A 25486-nucleotide genomic window follows, 5' to 3' on the forward strand; every position below is an offset into this window, starting at 1 on the left:
GTCAGTGACTAGTTACTAAATTGGCGAATGTTGTCGTGCGCCCGTGCTCCACGCACTAGATGTGTTCCATCTAAGAACAACCCGGAAAGAACAATGCCTAAATTCAATAAGCCTGCCACCGGACGTGGCACAAGCGACTTCAACTCTGGTGCTCCCAAGCGCGGCGGTTCACGCAGCGAAGGTCACCGCGGATTCCGCCCCGACCAGGGCGAAGCCCCCAAGCGTCGATGGAGTGCGGATGACCGTGCCGCTCGCACCGGCGACAACCGCTCCGGCGCAGCTCGCGGCGGACGCGGCGACAGCCGTCCCGATTGGACTCCTCGTGAGAAGCCTGCCCGCGGCGGACGCCCCGAGTACGGCGACCGCAACGAGCGCCCCTCGTACGGCGACCGTCCCCAGCGCAACGAACGTGGCGCCTACGGTGACCGCAGCCAGCGCGACTCGCGCCCCGAGCGTGGTGGCCGTCCTTCGTACGGTGACCGTCCCGACCGCAACGATCGCAACGACCGCGGTGCATCCGCTGGTCGCGGTGAGCGTCCTTCGTATGGTGACCGTCCTGACCGTGGTGGTCGTCCTGAGCGTGGCGGTTACGCCGGTCGTTCAGAGCGTCCGTCGTACAACGACCGTAATGACCGTGGTGCTTCCGCTGGTCGTGGCGAGCGTCCTTCGTATGGTGACCGTCCTGACCGTGGTGGTCGTCCTGAGCGTGGCGGTTACGCCGGTCGTTCAGAGCGTCCGTCGTACAACGACCGCAACAACCGTGGTGCATCCGCTGGTCGTAGCGAGCGTCCCTCGTACGGTGACCGCCCCGAGCGTGGTGGCCGTCCTTCGTACGGTGACCGCAACGAGCGCCCGCAGCGCACCGAGCGTCCCTCCTACGGTGACCGCAACGACCGTGGCGCACGCCCCGAGCGCTCAGAGCGCCCGTCGTACAACGATCGCGCCCAGCGCACCGAGCGTCCTTCGTATGGTGACCGTGGTGCATCCGCTGGTCGCACCGAGCGCCCCTCGTACAACGACCGTGCCCAGCGCACCGAGCGCCCTGCCTACAACGACCGTGCTCAGCGTTCAGAGCGTCCCTCGTACGGTGACCGCCCCGAGCGTGGTGGCCGTCCCTCATACGCTGACCGCAACGAGCGCCCGCAGCGCACCGAACGTCGCGAAAGCTCCTACTACCCCAACCGTGACGAGAAGTCGTCACACGAGCTGCAAGAAGATGTCGTTCTCGAGCGTCTCGAAGCCAAGGTAGTCACCGCCAGAGAGGTAGAAGGCAAGTCCTTCATCGATCTCGGTATCGGTTCAAACATCTCGCGTCAGCTCGCATCCATGGGTGCAGAGTCGCCGTTCCCCATCCAGGCAGCAACCATCCCCGACGTTCTCGCCGGTAAGGATGTTCTTGGCCGTGGAAAGACCGGATCGGGCAAGACCATCGCTTTCGGTGCCCCTCTCGTTGAGCGCCTGATGGAAAACAATGGTGGCAAGGACCGTCAGATGGGCCGCAAGCCGCGCGCCCTCATTTTGGCTCCGACCCGCGAGCTTGCTCAGCAGATCGACCGCACCGTTCAGCCCATCGCTCGCAGCGTTGGCCTGTTCACGACGACTATCGTCGGCGGCGTTCCCCAGTACAAGCAGGTTGCTGCGCTTCAGCGCGGTGTCGATGTCATCATTGCGACTCCCGGTCGTGTCGAAGACCTCGTACAGCAGGGTCGCCTCGACCTCAGCCAGGTGAAGGTCACTGTTCTCGACGAGGCAGACCACATGTGCGATCTCGGGTTCCTTGAGCCCGTTCAGCGCATCCTGCGCGAGACCAGCGATGGCGGCCAGAAGCTGCTGTTCTCTGCGACTCTCGACAAGGGCGTTGCCACGCTCGTCAACGAGTTCCTTGTTGACCCGGCCGTGCACGAGGTTGCTGGCGAAGACCAGGCTTCCTCCACGATCGACCACAAGGTTCTGCTCATCGAGCAGCGCGAGAAGCGTGCCATCATCCGCCAGCTTGCTGGTGGCGACGGCAAGACTCTCGTCTTCACTCGTACGCGTGCGTTCGCGGAAGAAATGGCTGACTACCTGGAGGATGCCGGAATTCCGGCCACGAGCCTCCACGGTGACCTCAACCAGTCGCGTCGTACCCGCAACCTGCAGCAGCTCACGAGCGGACGAGTCAACGTGCTCGTTGCCACTGACGTTGCAGCCCGCGGCATCCACGTGGATGACATCAGCCTCGTTATTCAGGCTGACGCTCCCGAGGAGTACAAGACGTACCTGCACCGCGCCGGCCGCACCGGTCGTGCAGGCAAGGTCGGAACCGTGGTCACGCTCATCAACCGCAACCGTCGTCGCAAGATGGACGAACTGCTCGGCCGCGCCGAGATCGATGCTGAGTCGATCGACGTAGCGCCCGGCGATGCTGTAATCGACAAGCTCGCAGCGCTCTAGCTAGCGCGCAGCTCACTCGAGCATAGGAAAGCCCCGGATGCCCCACTCACGTGGTCGGCATCCGGGGCTTTCTGCGTTCACTGTGGCAAAGATCGCTAGCGCGGAGCGACGGCTGCCAGCGAAGCGGCCAGTCGGGCGGCGAAGTTGTCTGGCAACTCGGCGGGCAGTGCGGTGGTGGGGAACCAGCGAACGTCTTCGCTCTCGTCGCTGACTGCGACGTCGATATCCGCTGCGGCGAGGGCGACGAAGCCAACGTCCCAGTGAGCGGCGCACGAGAAGCCGCCGTGCAACTCGTGACGATCGAGATCGACAATGGCCTCGGAGCGCAGAGTGAGGTTCCCGATGCCGGACTCTTCCCGCGCTTCGCGCAGGGCGGCATCCGCGACTGAGGCATCGTGGGGTTCGAGGTGGCCGCCGAACTGCACCCAGAATTGTCCCTTGCGGTGGAAGCACAACAGCACGTGCTCAAAGTCGGGGGAGAACACGAAGCAGGAGGCGGTGACGTGTTCGGGGCCGCCGTCACGCTGCAGGGCGGCCGCACCGCCAGCGGCGACAAAAGCCAGGTAGCGCTCGCGGGTGGGAGACGCGGGCAGAGCGGTAAGGCTGGTCAGAAAGTCTTCGGCGATCACTCGGTAATTATCCAACAGGAACACAAGTGTGGCGGTCGTCGCGAAAGTGCAATAGGGTGTCGGCATGTCTGATAACCACAGCGAGCGTGCCCTGGAAGACGAGATTGTCACCGACTTTAGTAAGCGGATGTCGTACGGCTCGTATCTGGAACTCGACACGCTGCTGAGCGCGCAGACTCCGCAAAGCAAACCCGAGCATCACGATGAGATGTTGTTCATCATCCAGCATCAGACCACCGAGCTGTGGCTCAAGCTCGTGATTCACGAACTCCTCTCGGCCCGTGCCCTCATCGCAAGCGACAACCTCTCGATGGCGCTCAAGCACATCGCGCGCGTTAAGCACATTCAGCGCACTCTCACCGAGCAGTGGTCGGTGCTCGCGACGCTGACCCCGAGTGAGTACTCGCAGTTCCGCGACTACTTGGGTAGCTCATCCGGATTCCAGTCGTATCAGTACCGTGCGGTGGAGTTTTTGCTCGGCAACAAGAACGCGGGCATGCTCAAGGTGTTCGAAGCGCATCCCGAAGCTCACACCCTGTTGAGCAGGCTGCTCGCCGAGCCGAGCGTGTACGACGAGTTCTTGCGCTACCTCAGCCGCCATGGCTACGAGGTTCCCGAGGCAGTTCTCAACCGCGATGTCACGCGCGGTTACGAGCAAAACGACGACCTCATCGAGACGTTCCGCCACATTTACGACAACGAGAGCGAACACTGGCTCGCCTACGAAGCCTGCGAAGAATTCGTGGATCTCGAGGACAACTTCCAACTCTGGCGCTTCCGTCACATGAAGACCGTGATGCGCATCATTGGCATGAAGCGTGGCACCGGCGGCTCCAGCGGCGTTGGATTCTTGCAGAAAGCGCTCGACCTCACCTTCTTTCCCGAGCTGTTCTCCGTGCGCACCGAGATTGGCCGCTCGTGACCGCAGAACCGACTCCACAATCAGCGCCACAGTCGGCATCGCACCGAGCGACGGCGACCGACTCGACCTCCGATCCTGCCCTCAGCGTCGACTACGCCGTCGACGGCTATTGGCTGCGGGGGTGGCATGGCCCCGCCACCGTGCGGGTGAGCCCCCACGGCATCCGGCCGATTGCGGATGCCGCAAGCCCCACCGCAGTGCGTCTTCCGGGAGTTCTGCTTCCGGGCTTTCGCGACGCGCACGTGCACCTCGGATTGACTGAGCCGCGCGCTCTCGTGGCTGGCGGTCTCGCCGCTGTTGACGACTTGGGCGGGCATCCCGATCGGCTGCGTGAGTGGGCTCACGACGATGCGGTGGCAGCGGTGCAGTACGCCGGGGCGTTCATCGCGGCGCCCGGCGGTTACCCCAGCAAGCGGGCTTGGGCTGCGACGCTCGCGGTCGCCGAAGTCTCCACGGGCGAGGAAGCGATGGCGGCCGTCGCACAGCAGCTCACTGGTGGCGCCACCTTCATCAAGGTCGCTCTCAACGCCGAGGATGGCCCCGTTCTCGATGACGATACGCTGAGCGCTCTCGTCGAGTACGCCCACAGTCGCGGCGCTGAAGTGGTGGTGCACGTGCAGGGCGCAGGCCAAGCGCAACGTGCCTTTGCTGCCGGAGCCGATCGCCTCGCGCACACGCCGTGGACCGAGAAGCTCAGTGACGCCCTGATCGAGGAGATGGCGCAACCGAACTCCCGTTTTCTTGCCGGGCGGCACTCGTGGATCAGCACCCTCGACATCCACGGTTATGGCCAGCGTGGTCGCGATTTCGCGACCGCGAGCGACAACCTGCGCCGCTTCCATGCCGCCGGTGGCACTGTTCGCTACGGCACCGACATGGGCAACGGCGACCTTCCGCCCGGGCTGAACGAGCGCGAATTGACGGCGCTGCAGGATGCCGGCGTGCGCTACGACGCTCTCTTGCGAGCGCTGTGCTTGCCCGGTTTCGGCAGCACCGTCAGTTACCTGCCGACCGTGCCGAGCGCGGATGCGAACCTTGCGGCGTGGCTCATGACCGCCACCGTGGTGACCGCCCGCGAACTGCTTCACCCCGAATTTGCCGCCAGCGCAGTGCGCGTGGCCGCAGACAACCACGGAGGCGACGAAGCCGTTTCCGCCGCAACAGCCCCCATCCCGACCACATGGAGGATCGACCGATGACCGACACGCACGCACCCCTCGACACGAGCGCCGCAGCTGCCGCAGCCTTGGATGCCGCTGACCCACTCCAGCAATACCCGGCCAAGTTCGTGCGCTCGGCGGAAGTGCGCGCCTACCTCGACGGCAACTCGCTCGGACGCCCCACGACCGCGAGTGCGGCCCGCTTGGCCGAGTTCGTTGACGAGCAGTGGGGTGGCCGCCTCATCCGTGGTTGGGATGAAGCGTGGTACGAACTTCCTCTCACTCTGGGCGATCGTCTCGGCGCTGCAACGCTCGGGGCTGCACCCGGCCAAACGTTCATCGGTGACTCGACCACGGTGGTGCTCTACAAGCTGATTCGCGCTGGCCTCAGTGCCCGCCCGGACCGCAGCGAGATCGTCATCGACACCGGCAACTTCCCGACCGACCGCTACCTGGTTGAGGGTATCGCCGCCGAACTCGGCAAGACGCTGCGCTGGATCGATCCCGCGAGCGACGGGGGAGTCACTGCCGACGAAATGAAGGCCGCGCTCAACGAGAACACGGCTCTCGTCGTGATCAGTCACGTCGCCTACCGCTCGGGTCACCTCGCCGATATGCCCGGCATCACCGCCCTCGCCCACGAGGCCGGAGCGCTCGTGCTCTGGGATCTCTGCCACTCCGCCGGCGTTGTCGAAACCGAACTCGACGCGTGGGGTGTCGACCTTGCCGCCGGCTGCACCTACAAGTACCTCAACGGCGGCCCCGGTTCTCCGGCCTTCGGCTACGTGCGCGCCGAGCACATCGAGGCAATGACTCAGCCGATCCAGGGCTGGATGGGTAGCAACAACCCCTTCGAAATGGGCCCCGGCTATGCGCCGCATCAGGGAATCCGACGCTTCATCAGTGGTACGCCCTCGGTGGTGGGTTCGCTCGCGATGCAAGACATGCTCGGGCTCATCGAAGAGGCAGGCATCCCCGCGATCCGCGCCAAGTCGGTCGCCCTCACCGAGTACGCCCTCGCGCTCGTTGATGAACTGCTCGTGCCGCTCGGCGTCACCGTCAGTTCGCCGCGGGATGCCGCCGAACGGGGCAGTCACGTCACGATCGACCACGAGAGCTTCGCCGCTGTGAATGCCGAACTGTGGAAGCAGGGGATCATTCCTGACTTCCGTCGGCCCCACGGCATCCGTCTCGGGTTGTCGCCGCTCAGCACGACCTTCGCCGAAGTGCAGCTGGGCATTGAGGCCATTCACGAGCAGCTCACCAAGTAGCCGCGCGTGATTCTGGATGACTTCGACTCCCGCCCGGGGAGTGCGACCTCACTGCTGCGCACGTTTGTGGGCTCGCAGCTGCGTCAGCTTGGCGGCTGGATCTCGTCGGCGCATCTCGTGCGCATCTTGGAGGCGCTGGGAGTGCCCGCCAATGGTGCTCGCAGTGCGATTGCGCGCGTGAAATCCAAGGGCCTTCTGCTGCCCGAAATGGTCAATGGCCAACAGGGCTACCGCGTCAACCTCGAGGCCGTGCCGATGCTCGAGAGCGGAGATCGCCGCATCTTCAGCTTCCGCCAGCAGCGCGAAGACGACCTGTGGTGCCTGATCTCATTCTCGATCCCGGAGTCGCGCCGTGATGCCCGCCACCAATTGCGGCGACGTCTCGGCTGGATCGGCTGCGGCACCGTTGCTACGGGGCTCTGGATTTGCCCGGCCCATCTCAAGGCAGAGGTGTTGGGCATCCTCGACGATCTTGATCTCAGCGACTGCGCGACTCTCTTCATCGCGGGCCGCCCCGAAGCGAATCGACCGTTTGCGGATGCCGCAGCTCAGTGGTGGGACCTAGACCGCTTGCGTGAATTACACGAACGCTTTCTGGCGCAGCACTCTGCTCTGGTCGGGCCCGCGTCGAGCGACGCCGAAGCTTTCGCGTGCTATATCCACGCTCTCGACCAGTGGAGGGTCATCCCGTACCTCGACCCTGGGCTGCCGAATTCGGCTCTGCCGGCGGACTGGCCGGGGCAAGCGAGCCTTGATCTCTTCGGTCGCATCTCGCGTTCCTTGGCGGCGCGAGCGCACGCTTTTGCGCGCGCCAGCAGCAGGTAAAGCTGCTGATCACGCGCGCACGATAACAACGGGTTACGCGCAGATGAGCAATCCGTTTAAAACCTTGGAATGAGCTGTGGGCAGGGCTATCGTCTCAGATACCCCTGTTATGGGGTAGACCGTAGATTTCACAATTCATAAGGGGACTGCCCGCTATGTATCCACGAAGCAGCAGGCCAACGCGGCTGACGATCGGGGCTCTTGCCACGTCGTGCGCCATTGCGTTGACTACGATTACCGCTCCGGCCGCCCTAGCCGCCGAAGCCACCGCAACAATCGCCGACGTTCAAGGCACTTCTGCCGCGAGCACCATGATCGGCGACACCGTCACCGTCGAGGGTGTTGTCACCGCTGACTACCGGGGTGCCTCTGGCTACCGCGGCATTGTCATCCAGACTCCCGGATCGGGTGGAGCAGACGACGCTACGCCCGGCGCCTCCGACGGAATCTTCATCTTCTTGGGCAGTGCGAACCCCGCAGTGTCGATCGGAGACAAGGTCACCGCAACCGGCCCGGTCGCTGAATACTTCGGACTGACCCAGCTCGGCTCGGGCACTGCTGTCGAACTCGTCACAGCCGCCGCCGACCTCGATCCGGCCGACGCCGTAGAGCCAACCGCTCTCGATGCGAGCGTCGTTGGTGCCGACCGCGAATCCCTCGAGTCGATGCTCGTCACCCCCACCGGCGACTACCTTGTCAGCTCGAGCCACCAGCTCTACAACTTCGGCACCCTCTGGCTCAGCCCAGAAGAGCTCGCCGTCAAGAGCACCGAGACTACGGATGCCGGAGCCGACGCCGACGCGATCGCCGCCGCTAACCGTGCCAGCCGCATCCTTCTCGATGACGGCTACAGCATCCAGATTTCCAACGGTTCTCACCCCGGTGAGCAGCCCTACTTCTCGGCCGACACCGTTGTGCGCAACGGCGACACCGTCGAGTTCCCGGCCAACCCTTACGTTCTGAGCTACGGCTTCGACGACTGGCGTTTGCAACCGACCGTCGCGATCAACGACGCGAGCCCGGCGGAGTACCTGCCCACGTTTGAGTCCACGAACCCGCGTGAAGAGTCGGCTCCCGTTGTGGGCGGAGACTTCAAGGTTTCGGCCTTCAACGTCTATAACTACTTCACGACCCTGAAGAGTGAGGATTCGGATGCTCGTGGCGCGGCCACGGCAGAAGAGTTCGCTATCCAGCAGTCGAAGATTGTTGCGGCGATCAACTCGCTCGATGCGGATGTTGTCGGTCTCATGGAGATCGAGAACTCCATCAAGCTGGGTGGAGACCTCGACGAAGCGCTCATGGATCTCGTCGGTGCGCTCAATGCCGCCGCCGGCGCTGGAACGTGGGACTACGTCCGCACGCCAGCAGCGCTCAACGATGCAGCCATCACCGACTTCATCACGAACGCGATCATCTTCAAGCCGGCCGCTGTGACGCCCGTGGGCGACAGCTTCACGCAGGTTGACGAGACGGTCTGGGACATCGCACGTGAGCCGATTGCTCAGACGTTCGAGTCGAACGGCGAGCTCATCACGGTGATCGCTAACCACTTCAAGTCAAAGGGTGGATCGGGAACCGAGCCGACCGACGGTCAGGGCTTCTTCAACACGGAGCGTGTTGAGCAGGCCAACGCCGTCAAGGATCTCGTTGACTCGATCGCCGCTGATGACGCCAAGAGCGACCAGGTCGTTCTCGTTGGAGACTTCAACGCCTACTCCGAAGAAGACCCCATTCAGGTCTTCACCGAGGCGGGCTACGTCGACACTCTCGCCGCCGAAGGTGACAACGAGTACACCTACACCTTCGATGGTGAACTCGGATCGCTCGACCACATCATCGTCTCGCCGTCGCTCGCTGAGCACGTGACCGATGCTGCCGTCTGGAACATCAACTCGCCCGAGTGGTCGGACCGTGGCTACGCCTACGGTGCGGCGGAAGCGGGAACGGTCTTCCGTTCGAGCGACCACGACCCGATCAGCGTCGGTCTCAGCACTGAGGCTGCGCCCGTCGAGATCGAGATTCTCACCACGAACGACTTCCACGGTCGTATCGAAGTCGACCGCGGCATCCCGGGGGCAGCAATGCTCGCCGGAATGGTGCGCTCGTGGGAATCGCAGAACCCCAACACCACGTTCGTTGGTGCCGGTGACTTCGTCGGAGCCACGACGTTCACCTCGTTTATCCAGAACGATCAGCCCACGATCGACGTGCTCAACGAAATCGGACTCGACACGAGCTCCTTCGGTAACCACGAATTCGATCAGGGTCGTGCCGACGTTGACGACCGCATCTTGGATGCCGCCGACTGGCCCTACCTCGCAGCGAACCTCTACGACCGCGACACCAACATGCCTGCGTACGACGAGTACTTCCTGCAGGAGTTTGAGGGCGTCAAGGTTGGTTTCATCGGTGCTATCACCGAAGACCTCAACGAGTTGGTCAGCCCCGAGGGAATCGCTTCGCTCGAAGTTCGTGGAGTGGTCGAAGAAGTGAACCGCGTTGCGGATTACCTCACTGACGGAGACGACGCCAACGGCGAAGCAGACGTTCTCGTTCTGCTTATCCACGAAGGCGCGGCATCCACGGATATCGCGGCTTCCATGGATGACTCGGCATTCGGTCAGATCGTCATGAACGTGAGCCCGGAAATTCAGGCCATCGTTTCGGGTCACACCCACCTCGCCTACGACCACGAGATTGCGGTTGATGGCATGGATGACCCGCGACTGGTGATTTCCGCTGGCCAGTACGGTTCGTACTACGGTCACTTCGACCTCAACGTCGACCCGGCAACGAAGGAGATCATCGACTTCGAGGCTGAGGTTCTGCCGATTGAGGGCTTCGAGCCGGATGCTGCAGTGCAGGCGATTGTCGACGAGGCTACGGCCGCGGCGGCTGAGCTGGGCAACGCCAAGGTCGGAGAGATTTCTGACAGCATGTTCCGCGCAGTGCAGACCCCGGTTGACGGAACTCCGTTCCCCGAGAACCGTGGTGGCGAGTCGACCATCGGTAACTTTGTCGCCGATGTTCAACTGTGGGCCGCATCCGATTCGGGTGCAGAGATCGCGTTCATGAACCCGGGTGGTTTGCGTACCGACCTCGTCTACGAAGCATCGGGTGCAGGCGACGCCGACGGCGAAGTCACATACCGTGAGGCTGCGAACGTGCAGCCCTTCGGCAACACGCTCACGACAATGTCGCTGACCGGTGCTCAGATCAAGTCAGTGCTCGAAGAGCAGTGGCAGCCCGAGGGTGCCCAGCGTCCGTTCCTCAAGCTCGGTGTCTCGGAGGGGCTCACGTACTCGTACGACCCCACCGCAGCCCAGGGCGAGCGAGTGACCGCGATGTACCTCAACGGTGTTCCGGTGGATGTCGCAGCCAGCTACACAGTGGTCGCCAACTCCTTCCTCGCGGCCGGTGGCGACAACTTCGCTACTCTCGCCGAGGGAACCGACCGTGCCGACAGCGGCCGCGTTGACCTGCAGTCCATGGTCGAGTGGTTCGAAGAGAACACGATTGCTGACCCGCCGCTCGAACAGCGCGCCATCGGTGCTGTTGTTTCGGCTCCGGATGCTGACGGCTACAACCCCGGAGACGACGTCACGCTCGACCTCTCGTCGCTCACCTTCAGCCGCGGCGGCTCAGGCGCCACCACGGTTGAGGTCTCGGTTGATGGGGACGTGCTCGGTTCGGCAACGATCGACCGCACCATCGTCGACACCACGGATGAACAGGGTCGCGCAAGCGTGACCGTCACGATCCCCGCTGGCGTACCTTCGGGCACGCTCGCGCTGACCGTCATGGTTCCGGGAACGGATACCGCTGTTGTGGTTCCGATCGAGGTTGCGACGACTGCTGAGGCCATCGAGAACACGAAGGCGCCGGGCATCCGGGGCAACGTGCAGGTGGGTAAGACAGTCAAGGCCACCCACGGCAACTGGAGCGTGAAGTCACCTGACTACAGCTACCAGTGGCTGCGCGACGGCGCACCGATCGCTGACGCGACCGACAGCCGCTACCGCATCACGACCGACGACATCGGAACCGAACTGAGCGTGCAGGTCACTGCAAGCAAGGACGGTTACTCGGATGGCGTGGCTGAGTCCGACGCCCAATCGGTGGAGAAGATCTCCTCGAGTGTTCGTTCGAGCCTCTCCTCCTGGTTCGTGTGGGGCAACCGCTCCGTCACGGCGGATGCCAGCGTCAAGGTCGGCAAGGATGGCACGACCGCCGGCGAGGTGACCTTCTATGACGGTCGCGATGCTGTCGGCACGAGCACGGTAGACAAGCGCGGCAATGCCTCGCTGAAGCTGCCCAAGCTCAGCCGCGGCATCCACTTCATCTGGGTCGAATACTCCGGTAACGACACGGTGGAGTCGAGCTCCAGCTTCCCGCGACTGGTGTTCGTCTTCTAGAGAACACCGGGCAGCTAGCCCACTAATGCGAAGAGGGTCCCGCGCTGCGGGGCCCTCTTTCGCGTGTTAACCGTTACAGATTTATCCAGCTTGATGAAATAAATTTGGCGCGCTGATTGCTACTAACTATGGTGAGCAAGCTCCCATCGATCTCCGACCCACGAAGGAACCTCTGAATCATGGCTAGTCGTATCTATAAGAACATCACCGAACTTGTCGGTAACACTCCTCTCGTTCAGCTAAACGCAGTAACAGAGGGCGCTGGCGCGACGGTGCTTGCGAAGCTTGAATTCCAGAACCCTTCGGCGAGTGTGAAGGACCGCATCGGTGTTGCGATCATCGACGCCGCTGAGAAGGCCGGTGCGTTGAAGCCCGGTGGAACCATCGTGGAGGGAACCAGTGGAAACACCGGTATCGCGCTCGCCATGGTCGGTGCTGCTCGCGGTTACCGCGTTGTTCTCACGATGCCCGAGAGCATGAGCAAGGAGCGCCGCATGTTGCTTCGCGCCTTCGGCGCCGAGCTTGTGCTTACGCCTGCTGGCGAAGGTATGCGCGGCGCAGTCGAGAAGGCTGCCGAGATCGTTGCTAACACTGAGGGCGCTGTCGCCGCTCAGCAGTTCGCTAACGCTGCCAACCCCGCGATTCACCGCGCCACCACGGGCCCCGAGATCTGGAACGACACCGATGGAACGGTCGACATCTTCGTTGCCGGCATCGGAACCGGTGGAACCATCACTGGTGCTGGTGGCTTCCTCAAGGAGCAGAACCCCGAGATCAAGGTTGTTGCGGTTGAGCCCGAAGAGTCCGCCATCCTCAACGGTGGAGCTCCTGGCCCCCACAAGATTCAGGGAATCGGCGCTAACTTCGTGCCCGAGATTCTTGACCGCGATGTCTACGACGAGGTTCTCGACGTCAACATCACGCAGTCCGTCACCATGGCTCGCCGCCTTGCTGCCGAAGAGGGCATCCTCGCCGGTATCTCCTCGGGAGCTACCGTGCACGCCGCTCTCGAACTGGCCAAGCGCCCCGAGAACGCCGGCAAGACCATCGTAGTTATCGTTGCGAGCTTCGGTGAGCGCTACCTGTCGACTCTTCTGTACGAAGACCTCGTCGACTAAGGGCTCGTCCACTACGACCGAGTTACCCCAACTCAGCGCCGCTAACCACCACTAACGACGGATCTCCCTATTGTTTGCTCGAACTCGTGAAGACATTGCTGCTGTGCGCCGGCGCGACCCGGCTGCCCGCGGCTCCTTCGAGATCTGGCTCACCTATTCGGGAATGCACGCCGTGTGGGGTTACCGGTTTGCGCACTGGTTGTGGACCGCGCGGGCATACTTTCTTGCCCGCGTGGTCTCCCAGTACGTTCGTTTCTTGACGGGCGTAGAGATCCACCCCGCGGCCCAAATCGGTCGTCGCGTCATCATTGATCACGGTTCGGGCGTCGTCATCGGCGAGACCGCCATCGTGGGCGACGACGTTCTTATCTATCACGGCGTCACTCTCGGCGGCACGAGTTCTGAGGGCGGCAAGCGCCATCCCACGCTCGGCAGCGACATTGTTGTGGGCGCGGGTGCCGCCGTTCTGGGCGACATCACCGTCGGTTCTGGCTCCGTTGTGGGCGCCGGTGCGGTTGTAGTCGCGGATGCTCCCGCCGATTCTCTTCTCGTCGGAGCCCCCGCCGTCGCGCGACCCAAGCGCGGCACGAAGGCCCCTCTCGACGACTTCGGTTACACCGATCCCGCGATCTACATCTAACTTTCTCTTCACCACGGGACCGCAATGTCTCATTCGTGTTGCGGTAGACAACTCTGTAGCGCAAGCGCTTGCATAACCTTGCGGTCGTCGCTTAGCGTAAGTCGTGAACACGCTCTCTCGCGCCGCACGCGGTGAGCACGTTCAGAGCTGCAGTTGTTCCCCCGCACGCTGCTCGGCCTGCGGGCAAACCTCGACGAGGAGGATTTGTATGATTTCCCACAACTTTCGACGGGCCATGCTGCCCATCGCCACCCTTGGCGTCGCAAGCATGGTTCTCTCGGGCTGCGCCTCCGGAACCAGTGGAACCGGCGGCCCCGGTGATGCTGGTGAAGCGGATGGCGTAGTCACCATTTACGGCACCATCGCCGACACTGAAGCCGAACTTCTCGAAGAATCCTGGGCTGACTGGGAAGAAGCGAATGACATCGACATTCAGTACGAATCGAGCAAAGAGTTCGAAGCGCAGATCAGCATCCGCGCTCAGGGCGGAAACGCTCCGGACATCGCAATCTTCCCGCAGCCTGGACTTCTCGCTGACCTAGCGTCGCGGGACTACATTCAACCGGCGCCTGAAGGCGTCGCATCCAACGTCGCAGAGTATTGGTCAGAAGACTGGGCTGCCTATGGCACGACCGGTGACACTCTCTACGGTGCACCGCTCATGGCCAGCGTCAAGGGCTTTGTCTGGTACTCGCCTTCGCAGTTCGCCGAGTGGGGTGTCGAAGTCCCCGAGACTTGGGACGAACTGCTCGCACTCACCCAAACGATCGCTGACGAGACCGGAACCGCACCGTGGTGTGCTGGCTTCGGTTCGGATGCCGCAACCGGTTGGCCCGGAACCGACTGGGTAGAAGACCTGGTGCTTCGCGAAGCTGGTCCCGACGTCTACGATCAGTGGGTCTCTCACGAGATTCCGTTCTCCGACCCCGCGATTGTCTCTGCGTTCGATTCCGTGGGCGAGATTCTCTTGAACCCGGACTATGTGAACGCCGGATTCGGTGACGTGAAGTCGATCAACTCCACGCCATTCGGTGACCCGGCTCGCGCTCTCGGCGACGGTTCGTGCGCACTCCACCACCAGGCATCCTTCTTTGACGGGTTCATTCAGGACCCCAAGAACGGAAACGCTACGGTCGGACCGGATGCTGACATCTGGGCCTTCGTAACGCCGTCCGTTGAAGCCGGTGGCAACGCTGTTACCGGTGGTGGCGAGATCGTCGGAGCCTTCTCCAACGACGAAGACACCATCGCAGTGCAGGAATTCCTGTCGAGCCCCGAATGGGCCAACGCTCGCGTGAAGCTGGGCGGTGTCATTAGCGCTAACAATGGCCTTGACCCCGAAAGCGCTAGCAGCCCCATTCTGCAGCAGGCCATCACGATTCTGCAGGACCCTGACACGACGTTCCGCTTCGACGCCTCGGACCTTATGCCGGGCGTTGTCGGTGCCGGATCGTTCTGGACCGGAATGGTCGACTGGATCAACGGCAAGTCAACAGAAGAAGTGCTCTCGACCATCGACGCGTCATGGCCATCTGAGTAACACCGTCCAACGGTGAGCGTGGGCGGGATGGTATTGCCTCCCGCCCACGCTTTCTTTTCTCCCCCTCGTGACGATTCCTCGGTAGAGTCGACACAGCAGAACTGCCAGTGAAGTGAAGAGTCCAGAGATGCACTCGAAAGGTCGCTAATGTCAGCTTTTCTCGCGTGGATAGCCACGCTCCCCGCGCTCGCTCAGATTCCACTGGTGCTGCTGGCGTTCTTCGCAGTCATCGCGCTGCTGATCTTCTTCATTGAGATTGCGCCTCGCAGCGGTCGCAAGTACACGATCATCCGCGCCGTGGCCTGTGTGCTCATTCCCACCCTCATCTTCTTGGCTCTCGGCTCGGTCTACTGGGCCGCTGGCGCAGCAGCCGTGTTTGGCGGGCTCTTCTTTCTCTTGGACTACCGCTCCAAGCAGGGGGCCGGCTACCTCTTCCAGCTCGTGGGATTCATGAGCCCGGCGATCTTCTTGCTCGCCATCGGACTCATCTACCCGACGATCCAAACCACGATTCAAGCCTTCATGAACAGCCGCGGAACACGATTCGTGGGCCTCGAAAACTTCATCTGGATTTTCACTCAAGACACCGGCATCCGCACCGTTCTCAACACTGTTGTGTGGGTGCTGATCGTGCCAACGGTCTCCACCATCTTCGGCCTCGCCTATGCCGTCTTCATCGATAAGTCGCGCGGCGAGAAGATCTTCAAGATTCTCGTGTTCATGCCGATGGCGATCTCGTTCGTGGGAGCGAGCATCATCTGGCGCTTCGTCTACGCGGTGCGCCCCGCCGATCAAGAGCAGATCGGTCTCCTCAATCAGATTGTGGTCTGGATGGGTGGGCAACCGGTGGACTGGATCTCCAATTCACCATGGAACACTTTCTTTCTCATCGTCGTGCTCATCTGGATTCAGACCGGTTTCGCCATGGTGATCCTTTCGGCCGCCATCAAGGGCGTTCCCGCCGAACAGCTTGAGGCTGCGGAGCTCGACGGAACCAACGCCTGGCAGCGCTTCATCAATGTCACCGTGCCGGGCATCCGGAGCTCGCTCGTCGTGGTGCTGACGACCATCTCCATTGCCTCGCTGAAGGTCTTCGACATTGTGCGCACCATGACGGCCGGCGCCAACGAGACCAGCGTTATCGCCAACGAGATGTATTCACAGTGGCAAGGGTTTGAAGTGGGTAGGTCTGCGGCCTTCGCGGTCGTGCTGTTCATCATGGTGCTGCCGATTGTTATCTACAACGCGAGACAGATTGCTAAGCAGAGGGAGATCCGATGACCGCGACAGTGCCCGCGAAGCTTCCGCTGAACAAGAAGACCAAGAAGCAACTGGCCCGCGGCGAAAAGCAGGGCGCCGCCACCCGCACCAAGAAGCGGCTAACTAGTCGAGGAGCAACAATTGCTGCGCTCGTGATTGCCGTGCTGTGGACCACGCCGACCTTTGGTCTCTTCGTGTCGTCCCTTCGTCCGCCGGAGGAGATTCTCCGTAACGGCTGGTGGACGATCTTCCAAAACCCCGGCTTCACACTCAACAACTACACCGAGGTATTGGCGGCGGGAAACAGCACGCTGAACCTCGCGGGCGCTTTCATCAACTCGATTGCCATCACGTTGCCGGCCACGATCTTCCCGCTCGTGATCGCCAGCCTCGCGGCCTACGCTTTTGCGTGGATCAAGTTCCCCGGTCGCAACTGGATCTTCATTGGCGTTTTCGCGCTACAGATCGTGCCGCTGCAAATGGCGCTCGTTCCGCTGCTCAGCCTGTTCTCTCGTGGGCTGTCGATAGGTGACATCGAAATTTTCTCGAGCCTCAACGCCTCCAACTCGTATTCGCAGGTCTGGATTGCGCACACGATCTTTGCGCTGCCGCTGGCAATCTTCTTGCTCCACAATTTCGTTTCGGAGATCCCTTCCGAGCTTATTGAGGCAGCACGCGTGGATGGCGCTGGCCACGGCCAGGTCTTCTTCCGCATCGTGCTTCCGCTCACGATGCCGGCCATCGCGTCGTTCGCGATCTTCCAGTTCCTGTGGGTCTGGAACGACCTCCTGGTGGCGTTGGTCTTCGCCGACGGGCGGGTCGCGCCGATGACGAAACTGTTGGCGGAGATCACCGGTAGCCGTGGTCAGGATTGGAACCTGCTCACCGCCGGAGCCTTCATCTCGATCCTCGTGCCGCTCATCGTGTTCTTCGCACTGCAGCGCTACTTCGTGCGCGGACTGCTTGCGGGCTCGACGAAGGGGTAGCCGGTCGAAGGGCCGAGCGGGCCAATGTCTTGGTGAGGCGCTAGCCGCCCACCACGAGCAGCACGCTCGCGGCGATGCCGAGCGCAATACCCACGTATTGCACGGGAGCAATGCGCTCGCGCAAAACGATGGCCGCCAGCAGCACCGTGCCGGCGGGGTAGAGCGCAGTGAGCACTGCAATGACTGAGAGGTCGCCGATGCGCACGCCCGTGATGATCGCCATGTTGGCCATCACATCGAGGGTGCCGCCGATCATGGCGAAGTAGAGTCCGCGACGCCAGAGGGATGAGCGGGCGGGAGCGGGCGCTCCGGCTCGTTTGCGCTTAGCCAGCGCGGCCAGAGCAAAGAACAAGCCGAACATGAGCAGCGCATTGACGACGCGGTTTCCGACAACGGGGATGATGCCGGAGTCGTCGGGAGCGGCATCCAGAATCACAAAGAACAGACCGATCGACGCACCCGCACCGACCGCCATGATCAGTGCTTTGGCGCTCGGGCGCACGGCGTCTTTCTCGGGCACGAAGCCGACGAGCACCACCGCGATGAGCGCGATCGGAATCGCAACGAGACCGAAGGCGCCGAGCGACTCTCCACGTAGTAAGCCGACGGTCACTGGCACGATCGCCGACATCACCGCGGTCACGGGGGAGAGGATGCTCATGGGCCCAATTGCGAGGCAGGCGTAGAGCAGGCCGATCGCAAACGCGCTATTGACGCCTGCGATCGCGCCGTAAAGAACAGCTTCGGTCGACCACACGGCGGGAACGAACGGAAAGATCAGCACCAGTGCGGCGAGGCCAGCAACGGCTCCGACAGCGGTGGCCAAAATGGGGCTAATTCGCTTAGCAGCAATACCGCCGAAGAAGTCAGCGGCGCCGAAAGTGAGCGCGCTCGAGAGCCCAAGAAATACGGTGAACATGGCGCCTGTCGCTATGGGGACTAATCATGCCAATGGTAGTGGCTGCGCCTAGACTTCTCGGCATGGTGTCTGCCCAGTCTGTTCTTGAGTCCACGTTCGGTTACGACTCGTTCCGGGGGCAGCAGGGCGAGATTATCAACACCATTGTCGGTGGCGGCGATGCGCTGGTTCTCATGCCTACCGGTGGCGGCAAGTCGCTGTGTTACCAAATTCCCGCACTTGTTCGTGAGGGCACCGGCGTTGTTATCTCCCCGCTGATCGCTTTGATGCAAGATCAAGTGGATGCCCTGGCCGCCGTGGGCGCCCGTGCTGAGTTCCTCAACTCCACCCAGTCCGCCGACGAGCGCAGTCGCGTCGAAAACGCGTATCGGGCTGGTGAACTGGATCTTCTCTACCTCGCGCCCGAGCGCCTCCGCGTCTCGTCCACCGTCGACCTTCTCAAGCAGGGTCAGATCGGGCTCTTCGCCATCGACGAAGCGCACTGTGTGTCGCAGTGGGGCCATGATTTTCGCCCCGACTACCTGCAGCTCGATGTGTTGCATGACCTGTGGCCAAGCGTCCCGCGCATCGCGCTCACCGCGACCGCGACGGAAGCCACGCGCAAGGAGATCGCGCAGCGACTGAAGCTCACCGACGCTACGCAGTTCGTTTCTAGTTTTGACCGGCCCAACATCCAGTACCGCATTGAAGCGAAGGCGCAGCCGCTGCAGCAATTGCTCACGCTGCTCAACACCGAGCACTCGGGTGACGCGGGAATTGTGTATTGCCTGTCACGGGCGTCGGTCGAGAAGACCGCGCAGTTCCTGGTCGAGAACGGCATCCCCGCGCTGCCGTATCACGCGGGTCTCGACTCCAGAATTCGGGCCAGCAACCAGAGTCGTTTCTTGCGCGAAGAGGGCATGGTCATGGTGGCCACGATCGCCTTCGGCATGGGAATCGACAAGCCTGACGTGCGTTTCGTGGCTCACCTCGACCTGCCCAAGAGCGTTGAGGGCTACTACCAAGAAACGGGTCGTGCCGGTCGTGATGGTCTGCCTGCGACGGCATGGCTCGCCTACGGCCTGCAGGATGTCATGCAGCAGCGCCGCATGATCGATCAGTCCGGTGGCGACCTAGCTCACCGTCGCAACCTGAGCGCGCACCTCGACGCGATGCTCGCGCTGTGCGAAACCGTGGAGTGCCGCCGCGTGCAGTTGCTCGGCTACTTCGGTCAAGAGTCCACGGCGTGCGGTAACTGCGACACGTGTTTGTCTCCGCCCGAGTCGTGGGACGGTACGGTCGCGGCCCAGAAGCTGATGTCCACCATTGTGCGGTTGGAGCGCGAGCGCAACCAGAAGTTTGGGGCTGGGCATCTGGTCGACATCCTCATCGGCAAGACCACGCCGCGGGTTACGCAGCAACGCCACGATGATCTGGCGACCTTCGGCATCGGTTCGGATGTCTCCGAGCAAGACTGGCGCTCGGTCGTTCGCCAGTTGCTCGCGCAGTCATTGCTCACGGTGCAGGGGGAGTACGGCACGCTCGCGATTACGCCCGAGAGCGCATCGGTGTTGAGCGGCGGGCGCACGGTGAAGCTGCGCAAGGAAGCGCCGCGCAAGGCTCGCGGTTCGGGTGCCAGCGGTGGTGCAGCCAAGCGCAAGGTCATGACCGACCTGCCGGCCTCAGCGACCGACCTGTTTGAGAACCTTCGGTCGTGGCGTGCTGGTGTTGCGCGCGACAATGGCGTGCCCGCCTACGTGGTGTTCGCGGATGCCACGCTGCGCGGCATTGCCGTCACCAAACCAGAGTCGTTGGCTGAGCTCTCGGAGATTAGCGGTGTCGGCCAGAAGAAGCTCGACACGTATGGCGCTGCGGTGCTTGCGGTCGTCGCGGGCGGATCGGGTGAGCTCGAAGCCGGAAGTGGTGCGGCTGCCGGTGCCGTACCCGCGTTCGCGGCGGCGGCTCCCACCGCGCTGGCGCGTCAGTCGCGTCCGGCGACTGCACGCCCTGCGGCTTCGCGGCCTGCCTCGCGCCCGGCCGCGTCGCGCCCGGCTCCGGCCACAGCAACCCCGGTTCCCGGCGACGAAGACGACATCCCGTTCTACTCGGATGACGACGCCCCCTACGACGGGCCGCCTGAGTTCTAGACCTTTTCGCTTCAGGTTAGGTATGCCATACTTAGGCAATGCTTACCTTAGAGCGCGAGATCGCGAAGGATGCCCGCCCGGGCTATCGACCATTCGCCGCCCGCGTCGAAAGCATCCGCGAACTTTCGCCTCACTTCAGGCGCGTCACCTTTACGGGCGCTGAGTTCGCGACCTTCGGCACTGACGGCTTCGACCAGCGCATCAAGATCGTTCTTCCGCTGCCGGGCATCGGTCTCAGCGACATCGGCGCTACCGATCCGCAGACGATTGCTGACGGTACCTGGTACGCCCGCTGGCGGGCACTGCCCGACGAGGCGCGCAACCCGTTCCGCACCTACACGATTCGTGCCGTGCGACCCGAGCTCCGCGAGATCGACGTCGACATGGTCTTCCACGGCGCCAACGGGCCCGCGGGTCAGTGGCTGGCGAACGCAGCAGTCGGTGACGAGGTCATCATCGTCGGGCCCGACGCCGCGAGCATCCACTCGGGCATCGGCATCGACTGGCACCCCGGCCCCGCCCGCACCGTTCTTCTCGCCGGCGACGAAACTTCTGCGCCCGCCATTTGCAGCATCCTTGAGCGCCTCGACCCCAGCGTGCAAGCTCACGCTTTCATCGAGATTCCGGATGCCGCAGACCAGCCGCCACTGAACCTCCCGAGCAATTGCCACGTCACGTGGCTACCGCGGGGAACGCAGCCCGCAGGCTCCGCGCTCGACCCCGCCGTTCGGGCGTGGACGAAAGCCAACGCCTCGCTCGTGTTGCCCGCACTCTCTTCAGCCGCGCAACCACTCGGTGATATCGACGTGGATACCGAGCTTCTCTGGGATTCGCCGGGCGAAGCATCCGGAACACACTTCTACGCGTGGCTTGCTGCCGAGGCCTGCGTCATCAAGATGCTGCGCCGTTTTCTCGTGAGCGAGACGGGCGTTGACCGCAAGCAGGTTGCGTTTATGGGGTACTGGCGTCTCGGCAAGTCCGAAGCGCAGTAACTCGCACCACCACCCCCGACCATGACCCAGACCGCCTCGGCTTCGCGCGCACGACTGAGCCTGCGCACCCAACGCTGGATCACTCTCGGCGCTGCCCTCGGTGTGCTCGCGATTGTGCTCGTGCTGAGCCTCGCGCTCGGCGCGCGAGGCGTCGAGTTTTCACAAATTTGGCAGGCGCTCTTCGATCCCGAGGCGGGTAACAACGATCAGCTCGTGATTCGCGAACTGCGGTTGCCGCGCACGATCGTCGGCTTGCTCGCTGGCCTCTCACTCGGTGTCGCCGGGGCTGTTATGCAGGGCGTCACCCGCAACCCGCTCGCCGACCCGGGGCTGCTCGGCGTCAACGCCGGGGCCTCGCTCGCGGTTGTCTTCGCGATCAGCGTGCTCTCGATCACCAACCCCACCGGCTACATCTGGTTCGCCTTCGCCGGAGCCGCGGGCGCTGCCGCCATCGTCTACGCGATCGGTTCCCTCGGCCGAGAAGGCGCTACGCCGGTGAAGCTCGTGCTTGCAGGCACAGCGGTCACCGCCGGCATCACCTCCGTGATTTCCCTGGTTTTGATCTCCGACACCGACACCCTTAACACCTTCCGCTTCTGGTCGGTCGGATCGCTCGCGAGCCGTGACCTCGAAGCCGTGCGCCTCACAATTGGGTTCGTTGTGGCGGGTGCGCTCCTCGCGATCATTTCGGGGCGGATGCTCAACCTCGTCGCCCTCGGAGACGACCTCGCTCGCGGCCTCGGCCAGCGGGTCTACATTGCACGCGCGGTCGCCGCCGGAGCCGTCGTTCTGCTCTGCGGCTCCGCCACCGCGCTCGCCGGCCCCATCGTGTTTGTGGGCCTCGTGGTGCCGCACATCGTGCGCCCCTTCACGGGCCCCGACTACCGCTGGATCATCGCGGTCTCCGCGATCGTCGGCCCCAGCCTGCTGCTCATCGCCGACATTGTGGGGCGTCTAGTCGTCTCGCCGTCCGAACTCGAGGCTGGCCTTGTGGTGGCCATCATCGGTGCTCCCGTGATGATCGCGCTTGTGCGCCGAGTGAAGTTGGCCGGGCTGTGACCCGCACGCGGCGCATCTCAGGCGTCCTCATCCTTGTCGCCGTGGCGCTTGCTCTCGCCAGTATTGCGGTCGGGGCATATACGCTCACGCTTCCTGACCTGCTCGTGACACTTTTCGGTGGCGGCACCTCTTCTGACCAGTTCATCGTGTTCAAGCTGCGCCTGCCGCGGGTGCTGCTCGCGATTCTGGTGGCGGTCGCATTCGGGCTCGCCGGCGCTCTCTTCCAAAGCCTGTTGCGCAATGCCCTCGCGAGCCCCGACATCATCGGAATCAGTGGGGGAGCCAGCGTCGCGGCCGTACTTAGCCTGCTCGTATTCGGCGCGACTGGCCTGATCGTCTCGCTCTCCGCCCTCGTCGGCGCTCTGCTCGTGGCGTTCACGATCTACCTGCTGTCATGGCGCTCGGGAATGAACGGCATGCGATTCGTACTCATCGGGGTCGGCATCGCGTTCATGGCGCAATCCGTGATCGGCTATCTCATCACCCGCGGCGATGTGCGCGACGCGCAGCAAGCCCTCGTCTGGATGGTGGGCGGGCTCGGCGGTGCGAGTTGGGACGACATCCTCATCATGGCCGTCAGTCTTGCCATTTTGCTCCCCGCGGTGGCCGTTCTTGCCTCCAAGCTCCGGATGCTGCAGCTCGGCGACGATCTTGCTGCAGGTCTGGGGGTCTCCGTGCAACGCTCGCGGCTCGCCCTCATCGTCGTGGCCGTCGCCCTCGTCGCTATCGCGACAGCACTCGTCGGGCCGCTCGCCTTCGTCGCCTTCGTCTCGGCGCCGATCGCGCGCCGGATGGTGCGCGGGGGAGGCCTCGCTCTCGTGCCGAGTGCGCTCGTGGCGATCGTGCTCGTGCTCGGCGCCGACTTTGTTGCTCAACACTTGCTCACTGCGGGAACCCAAGTGCCGACGGGAATCGTCACCGGCATCGTGGGCGCCCCGTATCTGCTGTGGCTCATCTCCACCACTAACCGCGAAGGACGTGCATCGTGACCCAGACTGACGCACCCCAGACTGACGCACCCCAGAACCGCCCGATCCACGCGCTGTGTGCCGAGAAGGTCACGCTCAACTACGGTGGCCGCGACATTGTGTCGAACTTGAGTGTCGAGATTCCCGACGGCAAGGTCACCGTGATTGTGGGCGCCAATGCCTGTGGCAAGTCGACACTGCTGCGCGGACTGTCGCGGTTGCTGCGACCGGCATCGGGCCACGTGACGCTTGATGGCCGCGACATCCATTCGGTGCCATCGAAGGAGATCGCGCAAGTGGTGGGTATCTTGCCGCAGTCGCCGATTGCACCGGAGGGCATCACGGTCCGAGACCTCGTGGCTCGCGGGCGCTACCCGCATCAGGGTTGGTTTCAGCAGTGGTCAGCAGCGGATGAGGCAGCTGTCGAGCACGCGCTCGAAGCGACCGACACCGCCCAGCTGGCAGCGCGACGCATCGAAGAGCTTTCGGGAGGCCAGCGCCAGCGGGTGTGGATCGCGATGGCTCTGAGCCAGGATCCCGACATTCTGCTGCTCGACGAGCCCACCACGTTCTTGGATGTGCGTCATCAGCTCGACGCCCTCGATGTGCTCGCCGACCTCAATCGCGAACGCGGCACGACGATTGTCATGGTGTTGCACGAGCTCAGCTTGGCTGCCCGCTACGCCGACCACATGATCCTTATGTGCGAGGGCCGCATCATCGCGCAGGGCACACCAGCTGAGGTGGTTACTGCCGAACGGATGCTCGAAGCCTTCGGGCTCGAAGCCCGCATCATCGACGACCCGGTGTCTGGTTCACCCATGGTGATTCCGCTGGGTAGGCGCTCGTAAGCGCCACTCGTCGGCGCCACTCGCCAACACCGCTTGCCAGCGCCGCTTGCGCAATTCGGTTAGGCAAGCCTATCCTTACTATGCACCTACCGTCCGATCGAGGAGATCAATGTCACGCCGACCCCGCCTTGCCGCACTCGCTGCTGCAACCGCCGCCCTTATCGTGCTGAGCGGTTGCGCCGCCTCAACGCCCGAAGGCGAAACGGACGCTCCCGCGGCATCCGACGCGTTCCCCGTCACGATCGAGCATGCTTTCGGCGAGACCGTAATTGAGAGCGAACCGCAGCGCGTGCTCACCCTGGGTTGGGGTAGCGGCGACGCCGTGCTGGCCCTCGGCGTCGTGCCTGTCGGCATGGAAGCTCAAAACTACGGTGGCGACGAGAACGGCGTTCTTCCTTGGGCAGCGGATGCTCTCACCGAGCTGGGCGCAGAGACCCCGCTCATCTTCCCCGCCACCACGGATGCTCCCGCCTACGAGCAGATCGCGGAAGCCGCTCCCGACCTGATCCTCGCAACCTACTCGGGAATCACCGAGGAGCAGTACGAGCTGCTCAGCGAGATCGCGCCCGTTGTTGCTTACCCCGAACTGCCCTGGTCGACTCCGTGGCGCGATGTCATCAGCATCACCGGTACCGCCCTCGGCCAGTCAGCTGCAGCGGATGAAGTGCTGGCAGACATCGACGCTCTCGTCGCTGAGAAGGCGGCCGAGCATCCAGAATTCGAAGGCAAGACCGTCGCGGCCACCTTCGATGTGGGTGGAACTTTCTACGTCTACAAGCCCGCCGACCCCCGCGTGGAGTTCTTGCTCGACCTCGGTCTCGAGAACGCGCCCGCCGTTGACGCCCTCTCGAACGGTGACTCCACCTTCTTCTACACGCTCAGCTACGAGAAGCTCGATGAGCTCGACAGCGATCTGCTGATCGCTTACGCCGAGACCGAAGAAGTCGGCGACATTTTCGCCGCGCAGCCTTACGCGCAGAGCATCCCGGCCGTCGCCAATGGCGGCCTCGTCGCCGTCAATGGCGCATCGCTCGTCGCCTCGGTATCGCCTCCCACGGCGCTCTCGCTGCCCTGGGGAATCGACAGCTTCGTGGATGCGATTGCTGGCGCTCTGAAGTAGCCCCCCCGCGAATCATCGCTCGAAAGCGGCCACCGATGTCAACGTCGGTGGCCGCTTTTTGTGTCGCTCGGGGTGCTCAACTACGTGCGCTTTCGGAGGCGGTGGGTTCAGCGCCCCCCACGTGCAGAACCTAGCCAATGGCGTGAACTGATAGCTAGCTAGGCAATTCGACCACCCCTGGATAACGATCAGGCCAACCTTTGGGACCAGAAGGGTAGGTAGGCGCCTCGCTCGTTACCGTGAAGTGAGAAT

The 25486-nt window shown here is 63.1% G+C and carries 19 protein-coding genes; 17 read left to right on the forward strand and 2 right to left on the reverse strand.

Features of this window, described 5'->3' with window-relative positions; translation table 11 throughout:
• Nucleotides 1-93: 93 nt before the first annotated feature.
• Nucleotides 94-2433 carry a DEAD/DEAH box helicase gene (locus tag CLV85_RS02635; RefSeq protein ID WP_100388051.1) on the forward strand — a complete coding sequence of 780 codons (2340 nt, stop codon included), beginning with the start codon at nt 94-96 and terminating at the stop codon, nt 2431-2433.
• A 95-nt stretch (nt 2434-2528) separates the two neighbouring features.
• Here CLV85_RS02635 and CLV85_RS02640 read toward each other — a convergent pair whose 3' ends face one another.
• Nucleotides 2529-3128, reverse strand: coding sequence for an NUDIX hydrolase (locus tag CLV85_RS02640; protein ID WP_229820372.1), 600 nt, complete (start codon nt 3126-3128; stop codon nt 2529-2531).
• Here CLV85_RS02640 and kynA point away from each other — a divergent pair.
• The 10 genes from kynA to CLV85_RS02690 all read left to right on the forward strand — a co-directional run bounded on the left by kynA (nt 3127) and on the right by CLV85_RS02690 (nt 17199).
• Nucleotides 3127-3984, forward strand: a complete 858-nt coding sequence (gene kynA, locus CLV85_RS02645; RefSeq protein WP_100388053.1) for a tryptophan 2,3-dioxygenase — start codon at nt 3127-3129, stop codon at nt 3982-3984. The genes CLV85_RS02640 and kynA overlap by 2 nt on opposite strands.
• The gene (locus CLV85_RS02650; protein ID WP_205030311.1) at nt 3981-5183 is read left to right on the forward strand and encodes an amidohydrolase family protein; all 1203 of its coding nucleotides are present in this window, start codon (nt 3981-3983) and stop codon (nt 5181-5183) included. The genes kynA and CLV85_RS02650 overlap by 4 nt, the downstream gene beginning before the upstream one ends.
• Complete coding sequence (locus CLV85_RS02655) at nt 5180-6415, forward strand: kynureninase (RefSeq protein WP_100388054.1); 1236 nt, start codon at nt 5180-5182, stop codon at nt 6413-6415. Before CLV85_RS02650 ends, CLV85_RS02655 begins: the two co-directional genes overlap by 4 nt.
• A gap of 6 nt (nt 6416-6421) precedes the next feature.
• Complete coding sequence (locus CLV85_RS02660; protein ID WP_100388055.1) at nt 6422-7240, forward strand: PaaX family transcriptional regulator; 819 nt, start codon at nt 6422-6424, stop codon at nt 7238-7240.
• A gap of 224 nt (nt 7241-7464) precedes the next feature.
• On the forward strand, nt 7465-11655 hold the full coding sequence (locus tag CLV85_RS02665) for an ExeM/NucH family extracellular endonuclease (protein WP_240033559.1): 4191 nt from the start codon (nt 7465-7467) through the stop codon (nt 11653-11655).
• Between the two features lie 179 nt (nt 11656-11834).
• On the forward strand, nt 11835-12773 hold the full coding sequence (gene cysK / locus CLV85_RS02670; RefSeq protein WP_100388057.1) for a cysteine synthase A: 939 nt from the start codon (nt 11835-11837) through the stop codon (nt 12771-12773).
• A gap of 70 nt (nt 12774-12843) precedes the next feature.
• Nucleotides 12844-13413, forward strand: a complete 570-nt coding sequence (gene cysE, locus CLV85_RS02675; RefSeq protein WP_100388058.1) for a serine O-acetyltransferase — start codon at nt 12844-12846, stop codon at nt 13411-13413.
• A 208-nt stretch (nt 13414-13621) separates the two neighbouring features.
• Entirely contained in the window at nt 13622-14953 is a 1332-nt protein-coding gene (locus CLV85_RS02680) for an ABC transporter substrate-binding protein (RefSeq protein ID WP_100388059.1), read from the forward strand.
• Between the two features lie 147 nt (nt 14954-15100).
• The gene (locus CLV85_RS02685; protein WP_100388060.1) at nt 15101-16234 is read left to right on the forward strand and encodes a carbohydrate ABC transporter permease; all 1134 of its coding nucleotides are present in this window, start codon (nt 15101-15103) and stop codon (nt 16232-16234) included.
• Nucleotides 16231-17199: a carbohydrate ABC transporter permease gene (locus CLV85_RS02690; RefSeq protein WP_100388061.1), complete on the forward strand. Its 969-nt coding sequence runs from the start codon at nt 16231-16233 to the stop codon at nt 17197-17199. The genes CLV85_RS02685 and CLV85_RS02690 overlap by 4 nt, the downstream gene beginning before the upstream one ends.
• A gap of 40 nt (nt 17200-17239) precedes the next feature.
• Here CLV85_RS02690 and CLV85_RS02695 read toward each other — a convergent pair whose 3' ends face one another.
• Nucleotides 17240-18118 (reverse strand): DMT family transporter, encoded by an 879-nt coding sequence (locus CLV85_RS02695; RefSeq protein ID WP_100388062.1) that lies wholly within the window; start codon nt 18116-18118, stop codon nt 17240-17242.
• A 26-nt stretch (nt 18119-18144) separates the two neighbouring features.
• Between CLV85_RS02695 and recQ the strand changes: the two genes are divergently transcribed.
• The 6 genes from recQ to CLV85_RS02725 all read left to right on the forward strand — a co-directional run bounded on the left by recQ (nt 18145) and on the right by CLV85_RS02725 (nt 25234).
• On the forward strand, nt 18145-20244 hold the full coding sequence (gene recQ, locus CLV85_RS02700) for a DNA helicase RecQ (RefSeq protein ID WP_373296756.1): 2100 nt from the start codon (nt 18145-18147) through the stop codon (nt 20242-20244).
• Nucleotides 20245-20282: 38 nt separating this feature from the next.
• Nucleotides 20283-21236 carry a siderophore-interacting protein gene (locus CLV85_RS02705; RefSeq protein ID WP_100388064.1) on the forward strand — a complete coding sequence of 318 codons (954 nt, stop codon included), beginning with the start codon at nt 20283-20285 and terminating at the stop codon, nt 21234-21236.
• 21 nt (nt 21237-21257) lie between these two features.
• Nucleotides 21258-22295: a FecCD family ABC transporter permease gene (locus CLV85_RS02710; protein ID WP_100388065.1), complete on the forward strand. Its 1038-nt coding sequence runs from the start codon at nt 21258-21260 to the stop codon at nt 22293-22295.
• Nucleotides 22292-23284: a FecCD family ABC transporter permease gene (locus tag CLV85_RS02715; protein WP_100388066.1), complete on the forward strand. Its 993-nt coding sequence runs from the start codon at nt 22292-22294 to the stop codon at nt 23282-23284. Before CLV85_RS02710 ends, CLV85_RS02715 begins: the two co-directional genes overlap by 4 nt.
• Nucleotides 23285-23328: 44 nt before the next feature.
• The gene (locus CLV85_RS02720) at nt 23329-24114 is read left to right on the forward strand and encodes an ABC transporter ATP-binding protein (RefSeq protein WP_100389241.1); all 786 of its coding nucleotides are present in this window, start codon (nt 23329-23331) and stop codon (nt 24112-24114) included.
• Nucleotides 24115-24223: 109 nt separating this feature from the next.
• Complete coding sequence (locus tag CLV85_RS02725) at nt 24224-25234, forward strand: iron-siderophore ABC transporter substrate-binding protein (protein WP_100388067.1); 1011 nt, start codon at nt 24224-24226, stop codon at nt 25232-25234.
• Nucleotides 25235-25486: the final 252 nt, after the last annotated feature.

Origin of the sequence: Salinibacterium amurskyense, assembly GCF_002797685.1 — a bacterium.
In the GTDB taxonomy this organism is placed as follows: domain Bacteria; phylum Actinomycetota; class Actinomycetes; order Actinomycetales; family Microbacteriaceae; genus Rhodoglobus; species Rhodoglobus amurskyensis.